Source organism: Sodaliphilus sp., assembly GCF_045598405.1.
In the GTDB taxonomy this organism is placed as follows: Bacteria; Bacteroidota; Bacteroidia; order Bacteroidales; family Muribaculaceae; genus Sodaliphilus; species Sodaliphilus limicaballi.
Map to the genome: position 1 here is coordinate 13,936 of NZ_JAZLLZ010000010.1, position 21,989 is coordinate 35,924.

Below are 21,989 nucleotides of genomic sequence, written 5' to 3' on the forward strand. Positions count from 1 at the left end.
CGAGAGTTGTACTAACTTCTCCTAACACTGTCAGTTACAACACTTTGGTATAACCGGGGCTTGGTATAGAACAAAAAAAGAAAATGATTTTTTTAGTTTATATGGTTTACGCTTAGAACCATGCTCAAGGGAGTGAGCAGCGGTAAGTGGGCAAAGCCTGTGCCGCGACCAGCGAACCTCCCTTAAAATGGAGGACTCTGTCCTTAAAATGATAATACTCTATCTATGAGGTAATTCCATTTTGCTTGCAGAGCAAGCTATTTTCAAGGCGAAGCATAAAAATCATGATAAAAATATTTTCTTTTTTTACCGGACAACAATAATTTGCAGTGAAGTTATATCCTTGATTAGCATAACTAAAAAAACAGATAGAAATACATGAAGATCATTTCAACTAGCGACTGGCACTTGGGCAATCTGTTTCACGGAAACGATCGTCTGGCCGAACATAAGCATTTCTTATCATGGCTGTTGCAGCGCATTGAGGAGCATCAACCCGATGCCTTGCTTGTGGCAGGCGATGTCTTTGACAACGGCAACCCGAGTGCTGCGGCACAATCGGCCTACTATGAGTTCCTTGCCGATGCCACCCGGGCATGCCCTGCCATGCAGGTGGTGATCACCGCTGGCAACCACGACTCGGCCAATCGGCTTGAGGCTCCGCGCGCATTGCTGTCACGCCACAAGGTAGAAATACGCGGCACAGTGCATCGCGAGTGGGTGGTGACCGACGACGGCGGGTGCTGGACCGTGAACTATGACGACCTCATCATTCCCATGCAGAGTTCCGACGGCTGCCAGGTGGTCGTTCTTGCCGTCCCTTACCTGCGCAACGATGTGGTGCGCGGCGGCAGTTACTCGGAGGGCGTGAATGACTTCATGCGTTCACTCATGGCGAGAGCGCGTGAACTATATCCCAGCCACAAGCAGGTGATGATGGCTCACATGTATGCCAAAGGGGCCGACATCGCTCATAGCGACGCAAGCGAGAAAATCGTCATCGGCGGACAGGAAGAGGTGAACATGGAGGGATGGGACCACCACCCCGACTATCTGACCTGCGGCCACATACACAAGCGCCAGCACATCTGGGACACAACATGGGCACGTTACACCGGCAGCATCCTGCCCATGTCGTTTGCCGAGAAAGACTATGTGCATGGTGTGGACCTCGTCACGATGACACCCGGAGGCAAGACCATCAACGTGGATTTCCTCGAATACACCCCGCAGCATGCGTTGTGCGTGCTGCCCGAGGGCGACGAGGAACTCACGCCCAAGAAACTCGCAAAACTCATCAACGAGTCGCTCGCCGAGCGTGTGGATGGAGTGCTGGGCGATGACTTCAAGTATGTGGTGCTCAAGGTGAAACTCGACAAGGTGAAGAACGACGAGATCAAAGCCCTGGAAGACCTGATGGGGCGCAAGAACGCCGTGCTGTGCAAGATACAGAAGGTGGTGGGCAACATAGACCTCACCACTGTGGTGGGCAACCGCCACATCACCAGCATCGACGACATCATCGACCGCGACCCGCTTGAAACGCTCAAAGAGACATTTGTGGCCGAGCACAAGCGAGAGATGAACGAGCGACAGGAATCATTATTGAAGGAATTATTAAGCAGCATTAACGACTAATCTCCACTACTATGAAACTCATCAAACTCGAGATACTTAATCTTGCATCGCTCGACAATAAAGACGGCGAGGTGATAAACTTTGAAGAAGGCGCCCTGGGCGAAACCTCTATCTTCAGCATCGTGGGGCCCACGGGCAGCGGCAAATCGACGTTGCTCGATGCCATCTGCCTTGCCCTGTACAACCGCGCGCCGCGTTACCCGCGCAAGAAAGGCGACCGCAACCAGACCATAGAAATATATGGCCAGGCCGACAGTGACGAGAAAAACCGCATTGCTCCCACCGACGGACGAAACATATTGACACAAGGCAAGAAGGACGGTTACAGCAAACTCACATTCCTTGCCAATAACGGCAATGTTTACCGTGCCGAGTGGCATGTGCACATCAACATCAAGAAATTCACGGAGCCCATCACCAATCTGTTCCTTCTCTCAACGAAGGACGGCCAACCCGTGGAGGAGATGCGTGAATGGAGCGAGCTCCCGTCTATCATAGGCCTTGACTACGAGCAGTTCCTGCGCACCGTGCTCATTGCGCAAGGCTCGTTTGCCAACTTCCTTACTGCCAAGGAGAACGAGCGTTACGAATTGCTTGAGAAACTCATTGGCTGCGAGGAAACCTACACCCGCATCGCTGCCGAAATCAAGGCGAGGAAAGACGCTGCCGACGATATCTATAACAACATCAATGCCAGCGTGAACGCTTTCAGGCAAAATGTACTCGAGGCAAGTGATCTCGAAGCCCTCAACGAGGAGATCGCCCGACTCGAAGCGCTGGAAAAGCAACGGAACGAGCAGGTGAAGAAGGTCGAAGAAGACTTGAAATGGTTTACCGACAATAATGCCTTCCTGGGTCAGGTTGAGAAACTCATCGGCGAAGAAAAGGAAGCCCAGGAAGGGCTTGACAGCATCAAGACGGCAGTAGAGCGGCTGTCGCTGCACGATGCAATCTTGCCAGCCGTTGACATCCAGCGCGAAGCGGTGCGCCTAGAAAAAGCCGTCGCCGATGCCGACAAGGCCATCAGGGACCTGACGCAAGACATTGAAAAGAGGGAAAAGGGTATCAATGAGCAAGATGAGGCGAGAAAACACCTTGTGGACAAGGTTGCTGGTGTCAAGGCCGAGATGGATAGGCTGACACCTCACATCGCGAAGGCACGCGAGATACGTGCACTCATGGAACCTGCACGTCAAGATGTGCAGGACAAAATCAAAGCTTACGGCATCGCACAGAAAGAAAAGAACGATGCGCAAAAGGCCGTAGATGAGAACCTGAAAAACATCAGTGCCGGCGAGGAGCAAAGGAACAAAGCCCTGACGGCGCTGGAAAACCTCACCGCCGAAATCTCCGTCAAGAAGACTAAACTGGCGCAGGCCGAGGAAAACGCGCTTGCCCTGCTTGAAGCCGAGAAGAAGAAAATTGAGGGCGTCAATGCCGATAAACTGCAGGCCGACAAGGACCTTGCTGCGACAAACTATGCCCACCTCGCCGAGGCGATTGAGGTGGTCGAGCGTATAGGCGACATATCAAATGAGTTGGCCTCAAAACGCTCGCGCCAAGACGTGCTGAACAAGGAAAACAATGAATTGAAGGATAGGCTGAAACATCTCGACGTGGATAGCCTGAAGAAAGATGTTGAGGATTTGATGAGGGTCTATACCCTCACCACCAGCGAGCAATGGACGAAGCATCGCCAGCAACTCCGGGACGAGCAACCCTGCCCGTTGTGCGGCAGCAAGCATCATCCTTATGTAGCCAGCGCAGAGCAATGTGAGGAGGCTGCAAGTGCACTGAAGACTATGCTTGACAATAAGAACGACCAGCTGACCCGGATGCAGCAGGAAGAGAAAGAATGTTCGGGCAAGTTGCACCAGAACGATGGTGAGTTGACAGCGCTTGCCGATAGCATCGGCAAGGCAACAACCGAATTGGCGGCGATGGACAACAAGTGGAACGTGCTGGCAGCCAGCCACTCCGAGTGGATTAAGGACAAGACGTCGCTCCAATCTTTGAAACCCGCATGCGAGAGCGCCAAGGAAGAAAGCGAAGCGGCGCTCGCCCAGTTTAACCAAGCGAGCCGGAACATAGAAACACTGCAAGGCCGCAGAGATTCTGCTACACGCGACAAAAACCTCTATGAGTCCACTGCAAGCACTCTCATGGAGAAGGCAAGGGGCGCGGTGACTAGTGCCGAGACCGCACTGGCAGGATTCAATGCACTCAAACCCAAACTTGACGAGGTGCTTGCTGGCAAGACCAATGTGTTCAATCAGGCCAACGACGCGCGTGAGGATGCTTTGGAACACGAGAAAAAACTCGTTGCCAGTTTTGAAGCCGAACTAGGAGGAAAAAGCCCCGAAAGCGAGGAGAGACGCCTTCAGGACGACAAAGCTGCTGCCGACAATGCCGTGGATGCCAAGGTCGAAGAAATCACCCAGTTGAAGACCCGATTGGGCGAACTGCAAGGAAATCTGGCAGCCAAGCAGCACCAGCAGCAAGAGGATGCTGCCGCCCGTGAGGAAAAGGTCAAGGAACTTAACGAGTGGATAGGTAAATACAACTCGTCGAGCAACGCACGGCTCTCGGTGGAAGACGTGAATGCTATGCTCACCGACACCTGCGACTGGGAGGCTGTGCGTGCTAGCAAGAAAGACAAGGAGCAAAAGCTCAACTCGGCCACAACATTGAGAAAACAAGCCGAGGAAGTGCTGACCAAGCATCAAGAGAAAAAACCGTCGAAGACGATCGACGAGTTAGAGGTTGAGCATGTAAAGCTCTGTGACGACTCCCAGCATCAACAACTTGTCGCAGCCAAGGCAAAACTCACGAACCACGATAACGCGGTGTCACAGATGGGTGCAAAGGCCGACGAACTGAGCCGCGCCGAACAAGATAAGAGCGACTGGACCGAAATCACCAAGGCGATAGGCGGCGACGGCAAGACTCTGCGCAAGATTGCACAGTGCTACACGCTGCGTTTCCTCATCGAGCATGCCAACGACGAGATACGCAAGTTCAACAACCGCTATGAATTGCAGCAAGTGAAGAACTCACTGGGAATACGCGTGATAGACCACGACCGTGCCGACGACGTGCGCGACACCACATCGCTCTCGGGCGGCGAGACATTCATCGTGTCGCTGGGACTTGCACTGGGCCTTTCATCACTCTCATCTCGCAACATCTCGTTTGAGAACCTGTTTATCGACGAGGGATTTGGCACGCTTGACCCTGACACCCTTGCCACCGTGATCGACTCGCTGGCAATGTTGCAGACCTCGCAAGGCAAGAAGGTGGGCGTGATATCGCACACCGACACGATGAGCGAGCGCATCACCACTCAGATACGCATCATCAAGAATGGTAATTCGGGTAGCAGCCACATCGAGGTCTATCCGATGTAACCGTCTTATTTCCACCAGCATTCAAACTCGTGGTGGCTATTGCGCTTGTCCTCGGGCGGGAGTTGCATGTAGTCACCATAGTGCTTGGTGAGGTAGGCATCGTAGGCTGCTATGGCGCGATAGGTGCGGTTTTCAAACTGCACGTCGATGTAGTCCCTGAACACATCGGCGTCCATAAACTCTTTTTCGCCATAAGTGCCGGTGATGCATCCTGCCACCTGCGCGGTGTCAAAGTCATGGCTGCGCAGCAATGTGTTAAGTTGGCGCAATCGTATGCAGCGGGGCACAATAAATCGATAGAAGTGTAAGATGATGTAGGCTTGTTCTTTATAGTTGAGACTAGACCACGGGTATCGAGTCATCCTCACCACGTACTTGTATTTTTTATACAGTTGATAGTACTCAGGCAGTTGTTCCCATGAGGGTAAACCGTCTATCGCAAAGATATCAATATATACACCGTTGTTTAGACCAGGTTCAGTGAGCACTGTGCGATCGTCAAAAATCTTTGCAAAGAGCAGATGATACCCTCTGGTGTTTCCCATGTGTTGCAGCTTATAGTGCTCATAGTTGCCCTCAAAGCCGGCAATAAACTTGTCGTAGTCGGGCCGTGGCATCATGATGTCGATGTCGTCGTCCCACGGGATAAATCCCTTGTGGCGAATGGCACCCAGCAGCGTGCCTCCGCCCAGCGAGTAACGCAACCCATGACGCGTGCAATAGTCATGGATGCTGTCCATCATGCCGAGTTGCAACTCGTGCATCTCCTCAAGAGTAACAGGCCGTTTATTCATGATTATATGAAATAAAGAAAATGATTTTAATTTTTTATGGCTAGCGCCTGGAAAATGGTGGACTCCGTAAATAATATTACTTTATCTATCAGGTATTTCCATTTTGCTTGCGGAGCAAGCCGTTTTCTAAGCGAGTTACTATTCAGCAATGGTATTTTGGGTAATATCCCCGCGCAGATCTCGCTGATAACACTGATTTAATAATAACTGAAAGAAATTAAAATAATTAGAATAATTTCTTATTCAGTTAAATCAGAGCAATCTGTTGTAACTATACTACAATAGATTTTTTTGCAGATTCCCCGCGCAGATCTCACATGATTTTGTAATGAGAGGCTGGAAGCCGACACGCAGAACGCAGTTCTGCACATAACCCTGTCCTAACTGAGCGCAAGCGAAGGCAGGGCGGGGTAAACGCGATACACTATACTGCGGTTGAAGACCGCAACCTTGATACGTGCAAGATTCGCACAGTGCGACCCCTTCGAGGTCGTTTTTTTGGGGGGGGCGTATTCCTTTCCGACGGCCTGCGGCCATCGGTTACGATGCAATGTGACGACTCTGTCGTCAAGACACTATCTGTGATGTAATTCCATTTTGCTTGCAGAGCAAGCTATTTTCAAAGCGAAGCATAAAAATCAGAATAAAAATATTTTCTTTTTTTACCGGACAACAATAATTTTCAATGAAAAAATCAGTGAGTTCAGTGAGATCCGCGCGGGGAGTTCCATTGCTGAATAGTTACTCTAAGTGAAGCAGAATGTCAAAGATAAAAAATTTTCTTTTCTTTTACCGTACACTAATAATCTGTGCTTACTACTGCTCAAAAAAGTGTAAAGTACGGGCGATGCCTTCGGTGAGGGTAACGCGGGGAGTGAAGCCCAGTTGCTGAATCTTAGCGTTGTTGAGTGCGGTGCGCTGGTAATTGCAGTAGCCAGTGTTGCTAGATGGGGCTGCATGTTTCACTACCTTGATGTCGTGGCTGCTGGTCTCACACACGATCTGTGCCACGTCGCCGATGGGTGAAGGCTCACATTCGTTCGAGAGGTTATAGGCCTCGCCTGGTGACCCTTTCAGTGCCACATGCATCATGCCGCTGATAGCGTCGGAGATGTAGCAGAATGCTCTCACCGCAGTGCCGTCGCTTGTGAGCACGATGTCGCGGCCGGCTATGGCGTCGGCAATGAAGTCGCTCATCACGCGTCCGTCGCCCTCGGTCTTCATGCCAGGGCCAAAGACATGGGCTAGCCGCACGCTGTTAAATGACACGCCATGCTGCAAGTAGTAGCTGCGGGCAATGGTTTCCTCGGCGCGTTTGCCCTCGGGGTAGCAGGACCGGTCGTCCATGGGGTCGAGTACCCCCATCTCGTGCTCGCTCACGCAGTTGTGGTCGCCGGTGACGACATTCATGTCGCCATAAACCTCGCGCGTGGAGGCGAGAATGACACGCTCCGACTTGCAGCGGCGGGCAAGTTCCATCACGCTGAAAGTGCCCATGAGATTACACCTCATGATGCCCACCGGGTCGGTCTTGATGTAATGAGGGCTACAATTTCCTGCAAAATGGAAAATGAAGTCGGCTTCGTCAGTATTGATAGGCGCAGTCACATCTTGACACAAGAATTCACCGCTATCAAGCAGTTTGCCAAACAAGTGTTGCATGCGTTGCATGTTGCGTCCAAGCAGCTTGAGGCTCACTTTGATGCCATGCTCACGGTTAAGGTATATTAGGAACAAAGCTAAATAAGTGCCCAGCATGGAGTAAGCCCCGGTGATGAGCACCGTCTTTCCGTGAAAGCGCTGCCAGTCGAGCTGTTCCCGGGCAATGACCGCAAGGTCATGCTGTACTATATTGTTGTGATACATTAGTTTCGAGAGGTGTCGTTACTGTCGTTATTAATGTTGTTAACGGTAATAAACTGATAATTAATTGATTAAATCATAAAGGGGGGGGGTAAAAACCTGTTGCATCTCGATGTAGTTGAGCAACGAGCGGAACAGGATCACGTCGCTAGGGAATGTAATCTTGATATTGGTGGTGGGACCGATTACCATGTGGTAGGGGATATCATAGTCGCACAGCATCGAGCAACAGTCGCGGAAGTCGGTCTTGCCGTCGGCGATGGCACGCTCGTGCAGTTGCAGAATGTCGTTGAGATGGAAGCACTGTGGCGCGCGCACGATGTGCATTTTGTCGCGGTCAAGCAGCTGCCGTTGCCCCTCGTTCTCAATGATGAAAGTCTCGGTGGGCGTAGCCACGACGATGGCATTGCCATGCGTGGCGGTGGCATTGATGCAATCGGTGATCAGCTGGGTAGTAACCATAGGTCGCACGGCATCATGCACGAGCACAGTGGGGTTGTCACATCCCGCCTCGCGCGCATAGTCACGGGCCGCAAGCAATCCGTTGTAAATGGATCGCTGTCCCTCGTCGCCGCCTTCCACCACACGCACTACCTTGCTCATGTAGTTTCGTTTCATGGCAACTCTAGCGATTTCCATCCATTCCTTGAGGCACACCACCACAATAGCATCAATGAGTTGGTGGCGTTCAAACGTATCGATAGTGTAAGCGATAATGGGCTTGCCATTAATGTCGATAAATTGCTTGGGAATCTTGTTCCCCATGCGGGAACCTTTTCCTCCAGCAGTAATAATAGCTATATTCATAGTTTAGTTTGTTGTTACAATTTGCTAATATATCGTTTGCATCTTCTCCTAAAACGGATAAGTGTTGTTATGAAGTATTCAATAAACTTGAAAACCAAAGGATATGATTGATGTATGTATTGTAGAGTTATCCAAGCGTTTGTGTTAAAAATATTTCTTTTACTATATAATTCCCAAATCTTTGCTCCCTCAAAAGGAACTGGCACGGAGGGAGATATAAATAATGACTTACATTGCAGTATTTTATGTACTATGTCTTTTGTTATTCCCTGTTCTTTCACTTCTAAGAACAGATTTTTACCATAAAAAGGATGCAGTGAAGGCCCTTTAGCTGTAAAAAACGTATTAAAGAAGTGCATTATGTGAGCAGTATGGAGATATTGAATACTAGCCATTACTTGACAATTCATATCGCCTGACATCTCTGTTATCACATGTCCAAGTAGAAGGTTTGTGGCTGCAAGTGACGCTTGGTCTTTTATTCCATCGTTTTCATACCTTTTGGACATCCACATCTGATGCCATTTTTTATAAAATATGTGTGTTTGAGCATTGTCTTTAACATAAGCCACTCCACTATTAAAGTATTTGGTTTCTGCTGAAATGTCTACGTTGAATAGTCTTTTTGTGCGGTTTGTTACTCCTGTGCGGTATAAGAAATCCTTCATTTCGCAATTCTGATCCAGAGCCATTCCGATGCTAAAGTTATAATCATCAATATGTGATAAATTGCTGCATACCACAGTGTCTGAATCAAGAAAAAGATAATCGCCCTCAATCAACTTTCTCAATGAAGTCTTCATCCAGCGAGAACGTTCTCTCATGCTTTGCTCAGGTCGAAAATCTTGAACATGAAACGTGTCAAACAACGATTTGTATTGTCCTCTGATGCCTGATTTCATAGTGGCGAATGTGTCTTGATCGCATACCATCTCTATGTGACAATCTGGGTTATAATGCCGAGCAGACCAAGCAGAAACAAAAGCTTGTTCCATATAGATATCAGCATCAAGCGATGCTAGTACATACACTATCTTGGTTTTCATTATAAATGTTGTAATAAACTAATCATACTCATGACATGACACATACTTTCCAATATGATATTATCATTTAATCCATTCCTCTCTTGCTCGCTTTGATGTCTCCCAGTCAATCATTTCGATGCCTTTCCTGTCGCAGTATCTGCAAGCACGACCAGGGATGCCAAATTTCCAAAGAATATCCCAACGGGTAACACGCTTACTGATATCAATGTAGTCGCATTTTTCGTGCGTGAATTTTGTTCCAAATTTCTTGTTCAAATTATCGCTATAAGCAAGATAAGGACATAGGTAAATTCTACAATCTCTAAGCTGGTGACAAGTTGTTTGTTTACACAGTAAATAGTTTTTTAGCCAGTTGCTACCCTCGTTTTCAGATAATAGTCTTTTTTCAAATTTGTCAATAGAACGACGGAAAGAGGTAAAGAAGTAATCAGCACCTTTTTCATCCAAGAGTGTTTTTATTTCGTCGTAGTTAACACTACAAGGATAACGGGTAACTCCTATCTGTATATTATTTTTTTTGATTGTATCAAAAAAAGTGTCATCTTGTCTAGATAGTAACGTCCCATTGGTAAAAACCTGTATTTCTTTAGAAGGAAAATACTTTCTTACTATTTGCAGAATGTCTATTATCTGTGGGTGTAATAACGGCTCTCCTCCCAAAAGGTGTATGGAACGAAAGTGAGCCGGGAAATTCTGTGAGAGCTTTTTGAAGTTTTCTTCGGTTTCTTCTAAGCTGACTGAATATCTTTCGGAAACAGGCGAGAAATGACTACAGCATTTACAATTCAAATTGCAGTGATCACAAATATGGTATTCAATGTACCAGTTCCCCACTAAAGCATTGTGCATCTTTCTGCACAGTTCGAACCGTCTTAGAAAATATGTAACCTTAACAAGAAGGTTATATAGCTGATTTGAAATGTAATCTAGCATTGTATTATTCATTTGCAGTAAACATAATTTGATATCCCTAAGTAATAAAACCTGTCTTTTAGTTTTTAACTAACCACAAAGTATATCTAGCTATACGGTACATTCTCTGCTTTATCGTGTATCTTTTCAAACTATTGTATAATGTTCCGTCAAAGAAACTTAAGAAGAAGTATTTCCAACATAAAGCTACGCTGTGGTTGTGAATTCTTGTCAGGATATACTCTAGACTTTGTGCATATTCTGCTTTGCCATGGTCCACTACCAATTTGTTGGTTGTTTTGGCCACATGGTACATCTGCCGTAGATGCGCTTTAGAAACAAATGTGTTTGACATGCGTGTACTTCGTTCTGTGACACAATATAAAACATCAGGAGACACCTCAATGCTTTGAGCTTTAAGGGCAAGTAACTTGGCCCAATACAGATCGGTTAGAATTCTCGTGTCCTCCTGAAACCGAATATCATGACGGATGTAAAAGTCGCGTTGCACCATTTTTGTCCATGTTGTCACTGCAATAGCCAATAGCATATTCATGGATATTTCACCTGCTATAGCTTTATCCATATATCCATTATATTTCATGCCTCTGTTGCAAGGTTCAAGCGTGTAACAGTCTTTGGCACAGATATGAAAACAGACGACTTCGGCATCACTATCTTTGTATTTGTCCAGCATTTCCAATGCTCCTGGCATCATGAAGTCATCAGCATCTGCAATGAAAATCCATTTGCCAGTTGCTTTTTTTACTCCAATATTACGAACATAACTTACTCCTCCGTTTTCCTTAGTAAATATCATATTAACACATGGCTGCTCTATCACGTCGGCCATTGTGTTCTCATTTACTGTCAGCGGGTCACTGGCATCATCGACAATAATAATCTCGATGTCATCTCTGCGGGGGATGCTTGCTACGCATCGGCGAAGCAGGTCAGGAATATCCTTGTGAGGTATGATGAAAGAGTAATTAATCATTTGTTGATTTCGTTTATAATGTCAATGTTCTTTTTTGCCAAAGCTCTTATGGTGGGCGAGAGCACAATGGGTGTTGAGTGGAATTTCTCTAATTGGCTAAGAACTATCTCTTGGCTCACTTTTGCTAATTCTATACATCTTTGACTTTCTCCTATTTGCTTATAGTAGCGATGGGTCTTATTATAATTATGAGGAAATGATATGACGCTTTTGCCCAAAGATGCTCCCACTATGCCTACATGTAGCCCAAGGGTAACAACAACATTGGCACAATTGATAAATGAAGCCAACTGATAACTATCATGATAATGATAAAAGAAATAATCACCCTTATCAGCCATATATTCCCTTGTTTCGTCGGCCGTTTCTGTTTTGTCTGTTGTCACAGCAAGAGCATAGTCTGGATGAGTTTGCAGAAATTCTCTAATGGCTGGCAATATTATAGATTCCTGAATATCTCCTTTCTTTGGGAAATGGACAGCAAATAATAACATTTTTCTACCCCTCAAGTAATTGTCTAAATCATCGGATTTTTCGAATGGAGGAAGTTGTTGAGCCGTGATTACTTGTGCGGTGTCGCTGGTCACTTCTATCTCATTAGTCACACCTATTGACTGGAAGTATTTGCGAGTTTCTTCGTCCCTGACCATAATTCTGCTAGCCCTAGTCCATATATGTCTAGCAATTTTACGCATAGGCCATGCAAAAAGCGGTCCACCTCCACAACCAAGGATATATACGGGTTTATGTAATAGCGTAAATAATAACATTGGCACAAAAAACCGTTTGAAACGTAGGGTAACGCCTCGTCGGGTATATACTCTGTCTCCCATCATTCCGCCAGATTGAAGTATGAGGGCATCATATCTAAGAGTTTGCCAAATGGAAATTTTTTCGTGATAGTCCAATTCGTTTCGGCAGAAATCGCATAGGACATGCTCGGGCCATTGCCAGAATGACACCTTGTCAAATCCCGCTTCCTTGCACTTGTCGTAGAACAGGTGCGAGAAAAGCAAGTCGCCGAAGTTGGAGTTGAATGTTGCTCCTACTAATAGTACTTTCATATCGTGAAGTGCGATTGTGTTTATGTTGTTGTTATGTCCCACTCATGCTCGCACAGTAATGCGCTGCCCATGATGTGAGCGGGTAGGGTTCGACCGTTGCCGAAGAAGTCGGCATCTTCTACCTCAAATCTCATTGCATCACGCTGGCCGTAAAGCGTATCTTTACCGACTTCGATAAAGAGTCCTGCCATGTAGTTACCTGCTGTTACTGGCAGTTTGGGTATCTTGAGCTCAAAGCAGTGGTTGCCCCGGAGCATTGCAAATTCATCATGCGTGAGATAACTGGGGCAGGCGAGGATGGGACGCTCGAATGGGTCGCGTATCACGAATGCAACTTTCACGCTGCGGTAGTCGTTGAGTGCATGACACTTGATGCGCACCGTGAGCGGGCTGCCGCAACGGGGGGTGATTTCGTCGCCGTTCTCGTCGAGGAATTGCATTGATATGTCTTTGAGTTGTCCCTCGCTGCGCGGGTCGGGAGTCAATGTGCTACTTGCTGCTGGTGCTGTGTGCTGCAGTGAGTAATGTTGTATGGCTTCGTGGGCAGTCCCGGCAAAGGCGAGAGTGCCATTGTTGAGCACTATGCCCGAGGTGCACAGGTGGCCCACTGCTGCCATGTTGTGGCTCACGAAGAGCACGGTGCGGCCCTGACCGCGCGACACGTCTTGCATCTTGCCTATTGCCTTTTTCTGGAACTCGGCGTCGCCCACGGCGAGAACCTCATCTACCACGAGTATCTCTGGCTCGAGGTGTGCCGCCACGGCAAATCCTAGGCGCACTTTCATGCCCGAGGAGTATCGCTTGACGGGGGTATCGACATACATCTGCACGCCGGCAAAGTCAATAATCTCGTCGAGCTTGCGGTCTATCTCGGCGCGGGTCATGCCCATGATGGAACCGTTCATGTAGATGTTCTCGCGGCCGGTCATCTCGGGGTGGAATCCTGTGCCCACCTCGAGCAGCGATGCCACGCGCCCGCGGCCTCGTATGCGGCCAGTGGTGGGTGAGGTGACACGAGACAGTATTTTGAGCAATGTGCTCTTGCCAGAGCCGTTCTTGCCGATGATGCCCAGCACCTCGCCTTGTTCTACTTTGAGGTTGATGTCGCGCAGTGCCCACACGAAGTCGCCCTGGGCCTTGCTTGCGCGGTCATTGCGTTGGCCTATCTTGAGGTAGGGGTCTTCCTTGCCTCTCACGCTGGCCCACCAGCGATTAAGGTCACGGCTCAACGTGCCAGTGCCAATCTTGCCCAGCTGATACTGCTTGCTAATGTTTTCAAATTCTAAAACTGTCATACTTTTATTAACGATGACGATGCGCTCGCAGGGCTCGCTACGATGCGCTTCGCTACGATGACTTATTTTTTACGATGACATGTTCTTTGTAAATTAATCTCGTTTTTTGCGAATGTGATGTATAAAGGCGGTGAGCTGTCTTTCGATCGAGTGTAAGGGTATAATAAGTTGATCAAAAGACTCTTGGGTTATATAGTTGATATTCTTTGATATAATCAGTTGCGTTTCCACCTCATACGCAGACCCAAGGGCGATGTCGAGATATTTTGCAAAATCTTGATCACTAGGTTTTGCTGCTCCTTCTGCAATATTAGAACTAATGCTGACTGCGGCACGTTGGAGTTGGTCACATAGACCTTTTTTCTCAAACCAGGGTAGGGTAGAAGTGGTTTGATACACTTCTGTTGCAAATTTCACAGCATCAATCCAAACCTCATACTCTCTGAAGTTTCGATTGCTTCGATTATCTTCCATATATTATTTTTTTAAAAAAGGTCATCGTTAAAAAAGAAAAAGGTCATCGTCATCGTAGCGAGCTCCAGCGAGCGTATCGTCATCGTTTAGATAATCACACTACGTCGATGAAGTTACGTTCTACTTTGTTGAACACTATGGTGCCTAGCAGGATGACGGCGACAGTAAAGGCGAGGCTGTAGGCCAGCGAAGCCCAGGAGAACATGCCGCTGCCCAGGAAGGCAAATTTGAAGGTCTCGATGATGCTGGTCATGGGGTTGGCCTGCAGCAGCCACACGTAGTCAGGGTGACTCTTGGCAAGCGTGCTGAGCGGATATATGACCGGGGTGGCATACATCCACAACTGCACCCCGAAGGTGATGAGGAACTTCAGGTCGCGGTACTTGGTGGTGATGCTTGTGATGAGCAGTCCGAATCCCAAGCCCAGCCCTGCGAGCATGAGCACAAGCAAGGGCAGTAGCAAAGCGTAGGCGTTGACGGCACAGCCGTGGCCCATGATGACGTAATACAGGTAGATGAGAGCGAACAGAATCGCTTGCACGCCCATCTTCACCATGTTGCTCAACGTGACGCTCAACGGCACCACGAGGCGCGGGAAATAAACCTTGCCGAAGACATCCTGGTTGGCGACAAAGGTGTCGGAGCACCGGTTTAGGCAGTCGGCAAAGTAGTTCCAGCACAGCAGTCCTGCCATGTAGAACAGCGGCTGGGGCAACCCATCGGTGCTGATGCCCGCAATGCCGCCAAAGACTAGCATGAACATCGCGGTAGTGAGGGCTGGCTGGATGAAAAACCACAGCGGACCCAGCACCGTCTGCTTGTAGTAGGTGACTATATCGCGCTTCACATACATGCGTAGCAAGTCGCGGTAGCGCCACACCTCGCGCAACTTGAGCGAGAACAGGCTGCCATGCGGCTCAATGCAAAAGTCCCATGATTGAGAAGATTCCATAAAGGTGATTACTGTGGTTGGAATTTATTATAACTGAAAGAAATTAAAATAATTAGAGTAATCAGAGCAATCTGCTGTTAATTTTCGTAAGATCAGTGAGATCAGTGTGGGGAGTCCTTTAGTTGGTCTAGGGATTCCTGGAAGTGTTAAATCTGTTCCAAAAGCGACCGGCTGATGCCCGACACGGCGACTGCCATGGCGCCTAGACTCACCACTAGCTTGCGGTCGCGCCTTATCCTCACCACACGGCCAGTGAGCCCCTGGAACAGACCAGCTTTGACACGCACCAGAGGGCGGTCCTCAAAGCGAGAGTAGGGGTCGCACAGCAGCTTCACGTCGGCGGGGCGACTCTGCAAGGCGAGTTTGAATGCAAGCATCTCATTGTCGGGCACAGTGGCAGGCAAGCCTGTCAGCGGGTCGGTCATTGGCGCTTGCAGGACGCCAACCGAGTGCACCACGGCATTGATGTCGTGGTGAGTGTCAATAAACACGATATTGTTGATAGCAATCGTAGTGGTAGGAAGCATCTCGCCTGCCGCAGCGTCATATCGCTCAACGGCTTGCTCAGGAATAAAGTGCACGATGCCTGCCGCATCAAGCTCACTCACGAGCTCGGCAACCTTGCAACTGCGGTTCTTATAGACTACGTGCCACATAGAAGTGTAAATATTTTCCCTCAGGCGAATGCGTCTGTGGGAAACCATATAGAGTATAGACAAAAGTTATGCTTACCAGCGACAATCATTTTGTCTCACTTGATATGTCGTAAAATAAACTGTTCCAGTCTGTCATGGAAAATAATAGTTGTCTTGCCATTAGGGAACAAGAATCATAATAGCATCTGTGCAAAGGTATAAAAATTACACGAAACGCACAAGAATCTCCTGAAAAAATATAAGAACTACTAATTTGCCTAGCGAAGCAAGAACACATCGTCATTTACATTATGTTAGCCATTTGCGAGCATTGTTTAACGCATTGGTTTATTGTATCAACAACATTCAAATTCGATTCCGCTCCCTCACGCCACGGCATCAAGCCTATCTCAAAAAGTAAATCGCTAACCCGCTGTGATTGGTAGAGTTAGCGATTCCTTCTTGTGAAGTGTATGTCTATATTTCCTTCAGTTTCTTCCTGTGATATGATTCAGTGTGTTGATGAAAGATGCAAGTAGGCAGGCTTAAATCGTTTGCTATATCTCGTGCCCATTTCTGGTGAGCTTCAAACCAATGCCGGCTTGAATTGCCAAGCCTTGCAGTTTGACGAGGGTGAGCCAGACATTGAACGGTATAATCATTCCCGTTGATAGTGACCATAATCTCCTTCCCGTAGGGCTCTATACAAGAAAGCCTCTTGACCGCAGGGACAAACTTGTTAAGGAAATACCTAATAGGTTCATCGCCAAGCAGTATAATACGTCTTGCCTTCGATGCCTCAAGTTCCTCCACTATCTCTCTGACTCTCTTTTCGTCAGCGATTGGCCTTGGAACTAGAGGAAAGTTGTAGGGAATATCTACGAATCCGTCATAATTCTTGCAGAGAGCAGCTGCCTGTGATGGATTCTTGCGAGACTCCGGCAAAAGGTCGCAGAGCCACACATCCTGGCGAGTCAACCCCAGCGGCTCAATGTAGTTCTTGTCAAGACAAACCCCCGAAGGTCCATTGAATGCAGCATCGGCAGGCTCAAGATGTCCATATTTAGGGTCAAGGTTAATGCGGTCAATCACCGATTCCACATAGTCATTGCCGCCACGCCAAAAGATCTCCGGCTCACTCGCCACAGCCATAGCCCTGATGCGAATCCTGCCATCAGGCCCAAACCACTTTACATGAACCGCACTGGCATAGACCCCCAGAACGAACAACTCCCTCGCCCGACCATCATCCACCTGCCTAACAACATCGACCCCCAGCCCAAAAGGAAAAGTGAATTTCATATAACTGGTTGTCAAATGAACTAATAGTGTAGTTGATTAAACCTCCTTTTTACTTCCTATTCTTGTCTAAACTTTACTCGGAGAATCACATTAGCTATTTGTACTTCAGCACCTTTGCTGGTACACCTGCCATAACTGCCTTGGGTTCAACATCACGAATGACAACAGCCCCTGCACCAATAAGACAATCTTCACCAAGAGTATGTAATCCAGTCATGATTGTAGAACTGATGCCACAATATACATACTTGTGGGCAATTATTGATGCACCAAAGTTACAACCTGTTGAGAGAAATACACCTTCTTCTAACACATTGTGGTGTGCTACATGCACCCCCATCGAAATCATCACAAAGTCCTTGATTATAGTGTATGGCATTATGGTAGTACCAAGCAAGATATACACACCTTCTCCAATGGAAACATTAGGAGAAATCAATACCGAAGGGTGAATGTAGTTAGGGGTCTTGTACCCCAACTCTCTTGCCTTAGTCAAGAACTCCACACGCAATTTATTATTACCCAAAGGACAATAAACAGCTTTCACTCCATGTGCATCTCTCAGCGATGCAAGATCAGCCATTTTACCAATAACAGGGATTCCACGAACTTTATTACCTTCCAGTTTTGGATTATCGTCAATAAAGCCGACAACGTCTACACCAGCCTCTTGCAGGTACGCAAGATAGACCTCTCCATAGGTACCCGCACCAATAATTATACTTTTCATACGATGTAAAACTAAAAATCAATTGGTGCCATCGAAAGGATACATAGTTGCCGCAGCCTCATTGTTCACATCCTCACGGAAAAGCACTTTCTTTATAGTTATAAAAATCACCTTTATGTCAGTCATCAGCGAAAGATGATCTACGTACCACACATCCAGTTTGAATTTCTCTGTCCAACTGATGTTGTTTCGCCCATGGCATTGAGCCCATCCAGAGATTCCTGGCCGCACATCATGCCTTCTATGCTGCTCGGGACTATATAAGGGCAGATAATGTACTCGCAATGGTCGCGGACCAATCAGCGCCATGTCACCTTTCAAAACATTAATTAATTGAGGCAACTCATCAATTGATGTAGAGCGAACGAATTTGCCGACCTTTGTCAATCGCTGGGCATCGGGTAGCAAATTCCCGTTCTCATCCTTCTCATCTGTCATTGTCTTGAACTTGATTACCTTGAAAATCTTTTCGTCCTTGCCTGGTCTTTCTTGGAAGAAAAATGCTCCCGCACCCTTATTGGCAAAGTGCAACCAGATAGCAATAATAGCCAGTATTGGCCAGATTATCAAAAGAGCTATCAGCACAATAGTAAAATCGATAACTCGCTTAAAGAAGTTTTTATACATAGAGTAACTGATTTATAGGTTTACAATAGGAGCCTTCGACCAATCAATCTGGAATGATGCCTGTTCAAGATTTACAAAGTCCTTGGCACAGACCAGTTTTTTCAATTTGTCGAACGCTGTCTTCTTTCCGATACTTGCTTTTAGGTAACGTGTATATCTAGCTTTCAAAGTACCTGGTTCTTTGAAGTACTCTTCATATTTTTCTTTGGTCATAAGTCCTCTTGATTCGGGAACCAGATCACCTATATGGAAATACGTCATAGAGTAGTCTGCACTCGCCATTTCCTTCTTCACATACCATAGAGGGAAGAACCGGAAATAGCCGCCACCAGAGTAGGCAATCTCTTTGCCCATCAGTTTTGCAGTACAGATTGGGAACTCCTTCAACTCAATGCCATTATAACGGATGATGGCAGGGGTCTTTTGACCGAATTCCGCAAAGCCGCCAAAGTCACGAACGGCGGGGAATATGCTTGCATCGCGTTCAATGCCACATTCCGCTAGAACCTCGAACGCCCATTTGTTACTTGCACCAATTGAAAAGGCAGGAGCGCGATAGCTCTTCACTTTCTTGCCGATTACTTGCTCCAGCGAATCAACTGCCATACGGGTATCAGCCAGACATTCCTCACGTGTCATCTTGTTCAACCACGTGTGCACATCGCTATGGCAACCCACTTCATGCCCACGATCCGCAATACGTTTCACTACGCCGGGGAACTCACGGCCAAGGCCACCTACACAGAAGAACGTACCCTTCATGTTGCGTTCATCAAGCAAATCTAGAATTTGAGAGAGATAACCATCATACTGACGGTATTTTTCCTCACCACCCGAATGGAAATGTTTCTCTATATACCATTCTTCAATATCAAATGTTAGAATGTTCATATTACTTTACCCTATCAGGAATCTGTTTCACCACCTTTGCAGGTCTGCCCATTGCCACTGTCCAAGCTGGTAGATCTTTTGTAACCATACTGCCTGCTGCTACTACTGCCCCTTCGCCAATTGTTACTCCTGGCATAACGAAACTTTCCATACCAACCAAACATCCTTTTTTCAGAATAATTGGCTTAATAGTGTACCCCAGTTTCATGTAGTCATCTCCAACACAATAGTCAGAAAAATCGCGCTGATGGCAAAGAAGGCGAGTTCCTCCTGCAATGCTAACACTATCCTCAAGGGTAATCATATCAGCATGGCCAATATCTATGCGAACATGGTCGCCAATAAAGCAACCTTTACCAACTTTACATCCCCATTTGCGCATAATCCAAGGTCGCATTTTACGTGGGAGTACAGGCGCGAAAATCCAACAATCCATCCAACTCTCTAAAAGATTATTTCTGAATGTCACAAATACTTTCTTAATCACTCCGAAGAATGTAACATTACCGTATGCTGTTTCTGAATAGTTGAATCCTAATGCACGGAGCATGCGAAAGGTTAAACTTAATTTCTTATTTTTATTTTCCATTATTAACAAATTTGTTTAAGAAATCCAACATTGATTGGTTTACTATTGATTGTTCGAACGAATCGAGTATGAACTTGCGCCCATTTGCTCCATGTAGCCTACCAAGTTCCTGGTCAAGGTATTTTTCTAACATATTACAGATAGAGTTTCCTGTCAAATCAACATAATTGCCTGTGATATCAGGTAGAATGGTCTCTCTGCAGCCTGTTATGGAAGATACAAGAACAGGACATCCCATAGCAGCCGCTTCAAGTGCTACCATACCCAAACCATCACGATGCGAAGGCAAAATGAAGACGTTCATCACCATGTAATAAGCTGCAATGTCTTCGTAAGGCACTAAACCTGTAAAGATGATGTCTTTTGAATTGCGGATAACAGACAACGTGCTTTCTGGCAATCCATCACGAACCTCTGGCTGACCAATGACCATCAGTTTGATTTTCTTTTCAGGGTGCATAGTCTGAAGTTTACTGAATCCCTCCAGCAATTCAATAACCCCCTTGTCCTTAACCAACCGACCGACAAAGCCAATTACGAAATCATCATCTGTTATTCCATGCTTTGCCTTGATTGAGGCAATCTTGTCTTCGTTATACAAAGCAGGGTTAAACTTGTTTACAGCATCAATACCATTGCACGAGCCCTTGCCAAGTATCACGCGCTTTCCTGCAGCATCAATATGGTCTTTCTCGCGCATTTCAGCCACATATTTGCTTACGCATACGACTCTATCTGCTAGCATAGAAACAAGTTTATCGTTCATCTTAACTAGCCAACGTTTCAAACCATGCATTGTCTCATACAATACACCATGCGCAAATACCACGCGGTAAGGTACACGAGTAAAGAAACACGCAAGCATTGCCAAAAGACGGGCTTTGGCTTGATGAGCAATAACTACCTCAATATTGTTCTTTTTGATGTACTTGCAAATTTCTGTCATCGCCTTAATGTCTGCAATCGGTGATAGTTGTCTGTTTAATTTTAGCGGATGATAGACGATGTTCATCTGCTTGGTGTATGCTTCCATCTTGTCATCAGGTGAACATATCAAGTGCATACGGTAATCACCATTCTCTTGCAGATAAGAGAACTGTGTTCCTATGAAATTTCTTGCAGAACTAGCAAGATTTATAACTTCTAATACATTTTTCATTATCTTCCAAGTTTTTTGCGATGAAAATACTCATACATAAAGGTGGGCATGAGACCCTTGATGAGTGCCATTATGGCAAACTTCAAAAATCCGAAAAATGGGATGTGAATAGTTTTATATGCTATCCAACGTGCATAAATGCCATTGATGCGACCACGGAAGTTTCTGCGCTTTGTTGCGTTACGGTCATCACGCATCATGTAGAGGTGTTCTGCTGTCATATACCCACGGAATCCTTTAGCGTACATCTTTGTCCAAAGATTGTAGTCCTCGTGACGCAGAAGACGCTTGTCAACCGTATATCCGCCTACCGCCATATAAGCTTCTCTACGAACCATACAGGGTGCATGGCAAAAAGGTGTACCCCTTACGAAGGCGTCAAGTCCTGGTTCGCCTTCACGAACTTGTCCTCTGCCAAATTCGCCCTCCTCGTCAAAGTATATCATAGGATTGCTGACGATGGCATATTCAGGGTGCTCATCAAGAAATTTTACCTGTTTCTCAAAACGAGAGGAATCACAAAGGTCGTCACCATCCATGCGGGCGATATATTCACCTTTAGCCACAGCCAGACAGTTATTGAGCGTCTGATTGAGCCCCATATTGTGAGGATTCTTCAAGAGAACAATATTAGGATGTGACTTTTGATTCTCAAGTGCCAGTTCGTAAGTATTATCCTTCGAACCATCATCGCACAAGATTATCTCAAAGTCCTGATAGGTCTGGGCATAAAGTGAATCCAACGCCTCCTGTAGCGTTGGAGCACAATTGTAAATACCCATGATTACGGAAATTTTTGACATA

At 46.7% G+C, this 21,989-nt stretch carries 20 protein-coding genes; 2 read left to right on the forward strand and 18 right to left on the reverse strand.

The window, feature by feature from the left end:
• The first annotated feature begins 378 nt into the window (after nt 1–378).
• Entirely contained in the window at nt 379–1,638 is a 1,260-nt protein-coding gene (locus ACKI3C_RS00925) for an exonuclease SbcCD subunit D (RefSeq protein ID WP_407401123.1), read from the forward strand.
• An 11-nt stretch (nt 1,639–1,649) separates the two neighbouring features.
• On the forward strand, nt 1,650–5,045 hold the full coding sequence (locus ACKI3C_RS00930) for an AAA family ATPase (RefSeq protein ID WP_407401124.1): 3,396 nt from the start codon (nt 1,650–1,652) through the stop codon (nt 5,043–5,045).
• Nucleotides 5,046–5,050: 5 nt separating this feature from the next.
• On the opposite strand, the gene ACKI3C_RS00935 is transcribed toward ACKI3C_RS00930, so the two are convergent.
• The 18 genes from ACKI3C_RS00935 to ACKI3C_RS01020 all read right to left on the reverse strand — a co-directional run bounded on the left by ACKI3C_RS00935 (nt 5,051) and on the right by ACKI3C_RS01020 (nt 21,967).
• Complete coding sequence (locus ACKI3C_RS00935; protein ID WP_407401125.1) at nt 5,051–5,839, reverse strand: phosphorylcholine transferase LicD; 789 nt, start codon at nt 5,837–5,839, stop codon at nt 5,051–5,053.
• Nucleotides 5,840–6,655: 816 nt separating this feature from the next.
• Nucleotides 6,656–7,705: an NAD-dependent epimerase/dehydratase family protein gene (locus ACKI3C_RS00940; RefSeq protein ID WP_407401126.1), complete on the reverse strand. Its 1,050-nt coding sequence runs from the start codon at nt 7,703–7,705 to the stop codon at nt 6,656–6,658.
• A gap of 60 nt (nt 7,706–7,765) precedes the next feature.
• Nucleotides 7,766–8,509 (reverse strand): 2-C-methyl-D-erythritol 4-phosphate cytidylyltransferase, encoded by a 744-nt coding sequence (locus tag ACKI3C_RS00945; RefSeq protein WP_407401127.1) that lies wholly within the window; start codon nt 8,507–8,509, stop codon nt 7,766–7,768.
• Between the two features lie 14 nt (nt 8,510–8,523).
• Nucleotides 8,524–9,555 (reverse strand): hypothetical protein, encoded by a 1,032-nt coding sequence (locus ACKI3C_RS00950; protein ID WP_407401128.1) that lies wholly within the window; start codon nt 9,553–9,555, stop codon nt 8,524–8,526.
• Between the two features lie 63 nt (nt 9,556–9,618).
• The gene (locus ACKI3C_RS00955; RefSeq protein WP_407401129.1) at nt 9,619–10,407 is read right to left on the reverse strand and encodes a radical SAM protein; all 789 of its coding nucleotides are present in this window, start codon (nt 10,405–10,407) and stop codon (nt 9,619–9,621) included.
• Between the two features lie 142 nt (nt 10,408–10,549).
• Complete coding sequence (locus tag ACKI3C_RS00960) at nt 10,550–11,467, reverse strand: glycosyltransferase family 2 protein (RefSeq protein ID WP_407401130.1); 918 nt, start codon at nt 11,465–11,467, stop codon at nt 10,550–10,552.
• A complete protein-coding gene (locus tag ACKI3C_RS00965; RefSeq protein ID WP_407401131.1) occupies nt 11,464–12,531 on the reverse strand; it encodes a polysaccharide pyruvyl transferase family protein in 1,068 nt (355 codons plus the stop codon). The genes ACKI3C_RS00960 and ACKI3C_RS00965 overlap by 4 nt, the downstream gene beginning before the upstream one ends.
• A 20-nt stretch (nt 12,532–12,551) precedes the next feature.
• Nucleotides 12,552–13,826, reverse strand: coding sequence for an ABC transporter ATP-binding protein (locus ACKI3C_RS00970; protein ID WP_407401132.1), 1,275 nt, complete (start codon nt 13,824–13,826; stop codon nt 12,552–12,554).
• Nucleotides 13,827–13,919: 93 nt separating this feature from the next.
• Nucleotides 13,920–14,300 (reverse strand): four helix bundle protein, encoded by a 381-nt coding sequence (locus tag ACKI3C_RS00975; RefSeq protein ID WP_407401133.1) that lies wholly within the window; start codon nt 14,298–14,300, stop codon nt 13,920–13,922.
• Nucleotides 14,301–14,394: 94 nt separating this feature from the next.
• The gene (locus tag ACKI3C_RS00980) at nt 14,395–15,252 is read right to left on the reverse strand and encodes an ABC transporter permease (protein ID WP_407401134.1); all 858 of its coding nucleotides are present in this window, start codon (nt 15,250–15,252) and stop codon (nt 14,395–14,397) included.
• Nucleotides 15,253–15,398: 146 nt separating this feature from the next.
• Nucleotides 15,399–15,908: a hypothetical protein gene (locus ACKI3C_RS00985; protein WP_407401135.1), complete on the reverse strand. Its 510-nt coding sequence runs from the start codon at nt 15,906–15,908 to the stop codon at nt 15,399–15,401.
• Between the two features lie 456 nt (nt 15,909–16,364).
• The gene (locus tag ACKI3C_RS00990) at nt 16,365–17,189 is read right to left on the reverse strand and encodes a hypothetical protein (RefSeq protein ID WP_407401136.1); all 825 of its coding nucleotides are present in this window, start codon (nt 17,187–17,189) and stop codon (nt 16,365–16,367) included.
• A 94-nt stretch (nt 17,190–17,283) separates the two neighbouring features.
• Nucleotides 17,284–17,919, reverse strand: a complete 636-nt coding sequence (locus ACKI3C_RS00995) for an acetyltransferase (protein ID WP_407401137.1) — start codon at nt 17,917–17,919, stop codon at nt 17,284–17,286.
• 18 nt (nt 17,920–17,937) lie between these two features.
• Nucleotides 17,938–18,546, reverse strand: coding sequence for a sugar transferase (locus ACKI3C_RS01000; protein WP_407401138.1), 609 nt, complete (start codon nt 18,544–18,546; stop codon nt 17,938–17,940).
• Nucleotides 18,547–18,558: 12 nt separating this feature from the next.
• A complete protein-coding gene (locus ACKI3C_RS01005; protein WP_407401139.1) occupies nt 18,559–19,437 on the reverse strand; it encodes a polysaccharide deacetylase family protein in 879 nt (292 codons plus the stop codon).
• Between the two features lies 1 nt (nt 19,438).
• Nucleotides 19,439–20,026 (reverse strand): acyltransferase, encoded by a 588-nt coding sequence (locus ACKI3C_RS01010; protein WP_407401140.1) that lies wholly within the window; start codon nt 20,024–20,026, stop codon nt 19,439–19,441.
• Complete coding sequence (locus ACKI3C_RS01015; RefSeq protein ID WP_407401141.1) at nt 20,016–21,185, reverse strand: glycosyltransferase; 1,170 nt, start codon at nt 21,183–21,185, stop codon at nt 20,016–20,018. Before ACKI3C_RS01015 ends, ACKI3C_RS01010 begins: the two co-directional genes overlap by 11 nt.
• On the reverse strand, nt 21,185–21,967 hold the full coding sequence (locus ACKI3C_RS01020) for a glycosyltransferase family 2 protein (protein ID WP_407401142.1): 783 nt from the start codon (nt 21,965–21,967) through the stop codon (nt 21,185–21,187). Before ACKI3C_RS01020 ends, ACKI3C_RS01015 begins: the two co-directional genes overlap by 1 nt.
• Nucleotides 21,968–21,989: the final 22 nt, after the last annotated feature.

Coding starts and splice junctions, on each gene's coding strand:
- ACKI3C_RS00925 (WP_407401123.1), top strand. CDS start 379: ATGAAGATCATTTCAACTAGCGACTGGCACTTGGGCAATCTGTTTCAC.
- ACKI3C_RS00930 (WP_407401124.1), top strand. CDS start 1,650: ATGAAACTCATCAAACTCGAGATACTTAATCTTGCATCGCTCGACAAT.
- ACKI3C_RS00935 (WP_407401125.1), bottom strand. CDS start 5,839: ATGAATAAACGGCCTGTTACTCTTGAGGAGATGCACGAGTTGCAACTC.
- ACKI3C_RS00940 (WP_407401126.1), bottom strand. CDS start 7,705: ATGTATCACAACAATATAGTACAGCATGACCTTGCGGTCATTGCCCGG.
- ACKI3C_RS00945 (WP_407401127.1), bottom strand. CDS start 8,509: ATGAATATAGCTATTATTACTGCTGGAGGAAAAGGTTCCCGCATGGGG.
- ACKI3C_RS00950 (WP_407401128.1), bottom strand. CDS start 9,555: ATGAAAACCAAGATAGTGTATGTACTAGCATCGCTTGATGCTGATATC.
- ACKI3C_RS00955 (WP_407401129.1), bottom strand. CDS start 10,407: ATGCACAATGCTTTAGTGGGGAACTGGTACATTGAATACCATATTTGT.
- ACKI3C_RS00960 (WP_407401130.1), bottom strand. CDS start 11,467: ATGATTAATTACTCTTTCATCATACCTCACAAGGATATTCCTGACCTG.
- ACKI3C_RS00965 (WP_407401131.1), bottom strand. CDS start 12,531: ATGAAAGTACTATTAGTAGGAGCAACATTCAACTCCAACTTCGGCGAC.
- ACKI3C_RS00970 (WP_407401132.1), bottom strand. CDS start 13,826: ATGACAGTTTTAGAATTTGAAAACATTAGCAAGCAGTATCAGCTGGGC.
- ACKI3C_RS00975 (WP_407401133.1), bottom strand. CDS start 14,300: ATGGAAGATAATCGAAGCAATCGAAACTTCAGAGAGTATGAGGTTTGG.
- ACKI3C_RS00980 (WP_407401134.1), bottom strand. CDS start 15,252: ATGGAATCTTCTCAATCATGGGACTTTTGCATTGAGCCGCATGGCAGC.
- ACKI3C_RS00985 (WP_407401135.1), bottom strand. CDS start 15,908: ATGTGGCACGTAGTCTATAAGAACCGCAGTTGCAAGGTTGCCGAGCTC.
- ACKI3C_RS00990 (WP_407401136.1), bottom strand. CDS start 17,189: ATGAAATTCACTTTTCCTTTTGGGCTGGGGGTCGATGTTGTTAGGCAG.
- ACKI3C_RS00995 (WP_407401137.1), bottom strand. CDS start 17,919: ATGAAAAGTATAATTATTGGTGCGGGTACCTATGGAGAGGTCTATCTT.
- ACKI3C_RS01000 (WP_407401138.1), bottom strand. CDS start 18,546: ATGTATAAAAACTTCTTTAAGCGAGTTATCGATTTTACTATTGTGCTG.
- ACKI3C_RS01005 (WP_407401139.1), bottom strand. CDS start 19,437: ATGAACATTCTAACATTTGATATTGAAGAATGGTATATAGAGAAACAT.
- ACKI3C_RS01010 (WP_407401140.1), bottom strand. CDS start 20,026: ATGGAAAATAAAAATAAGAAATTAAGTTTAACCTTTCGCATGCTCCGT.
- ACKI3C_RS01015 (WP_407401141.1), bottom strand. CDS start 21,185: ATGAAAAATGTATTAGAAGTTATAAATCTTGCTAGTTCTGCAAGAAAT.
- ACKI3C_RS01020 (WP_407401142.1), bottom strand. CDS start 21,967: ATGGGTATTTACAATTGTGCTCCAACGCTACAGGAGGCGTTGGATTCA.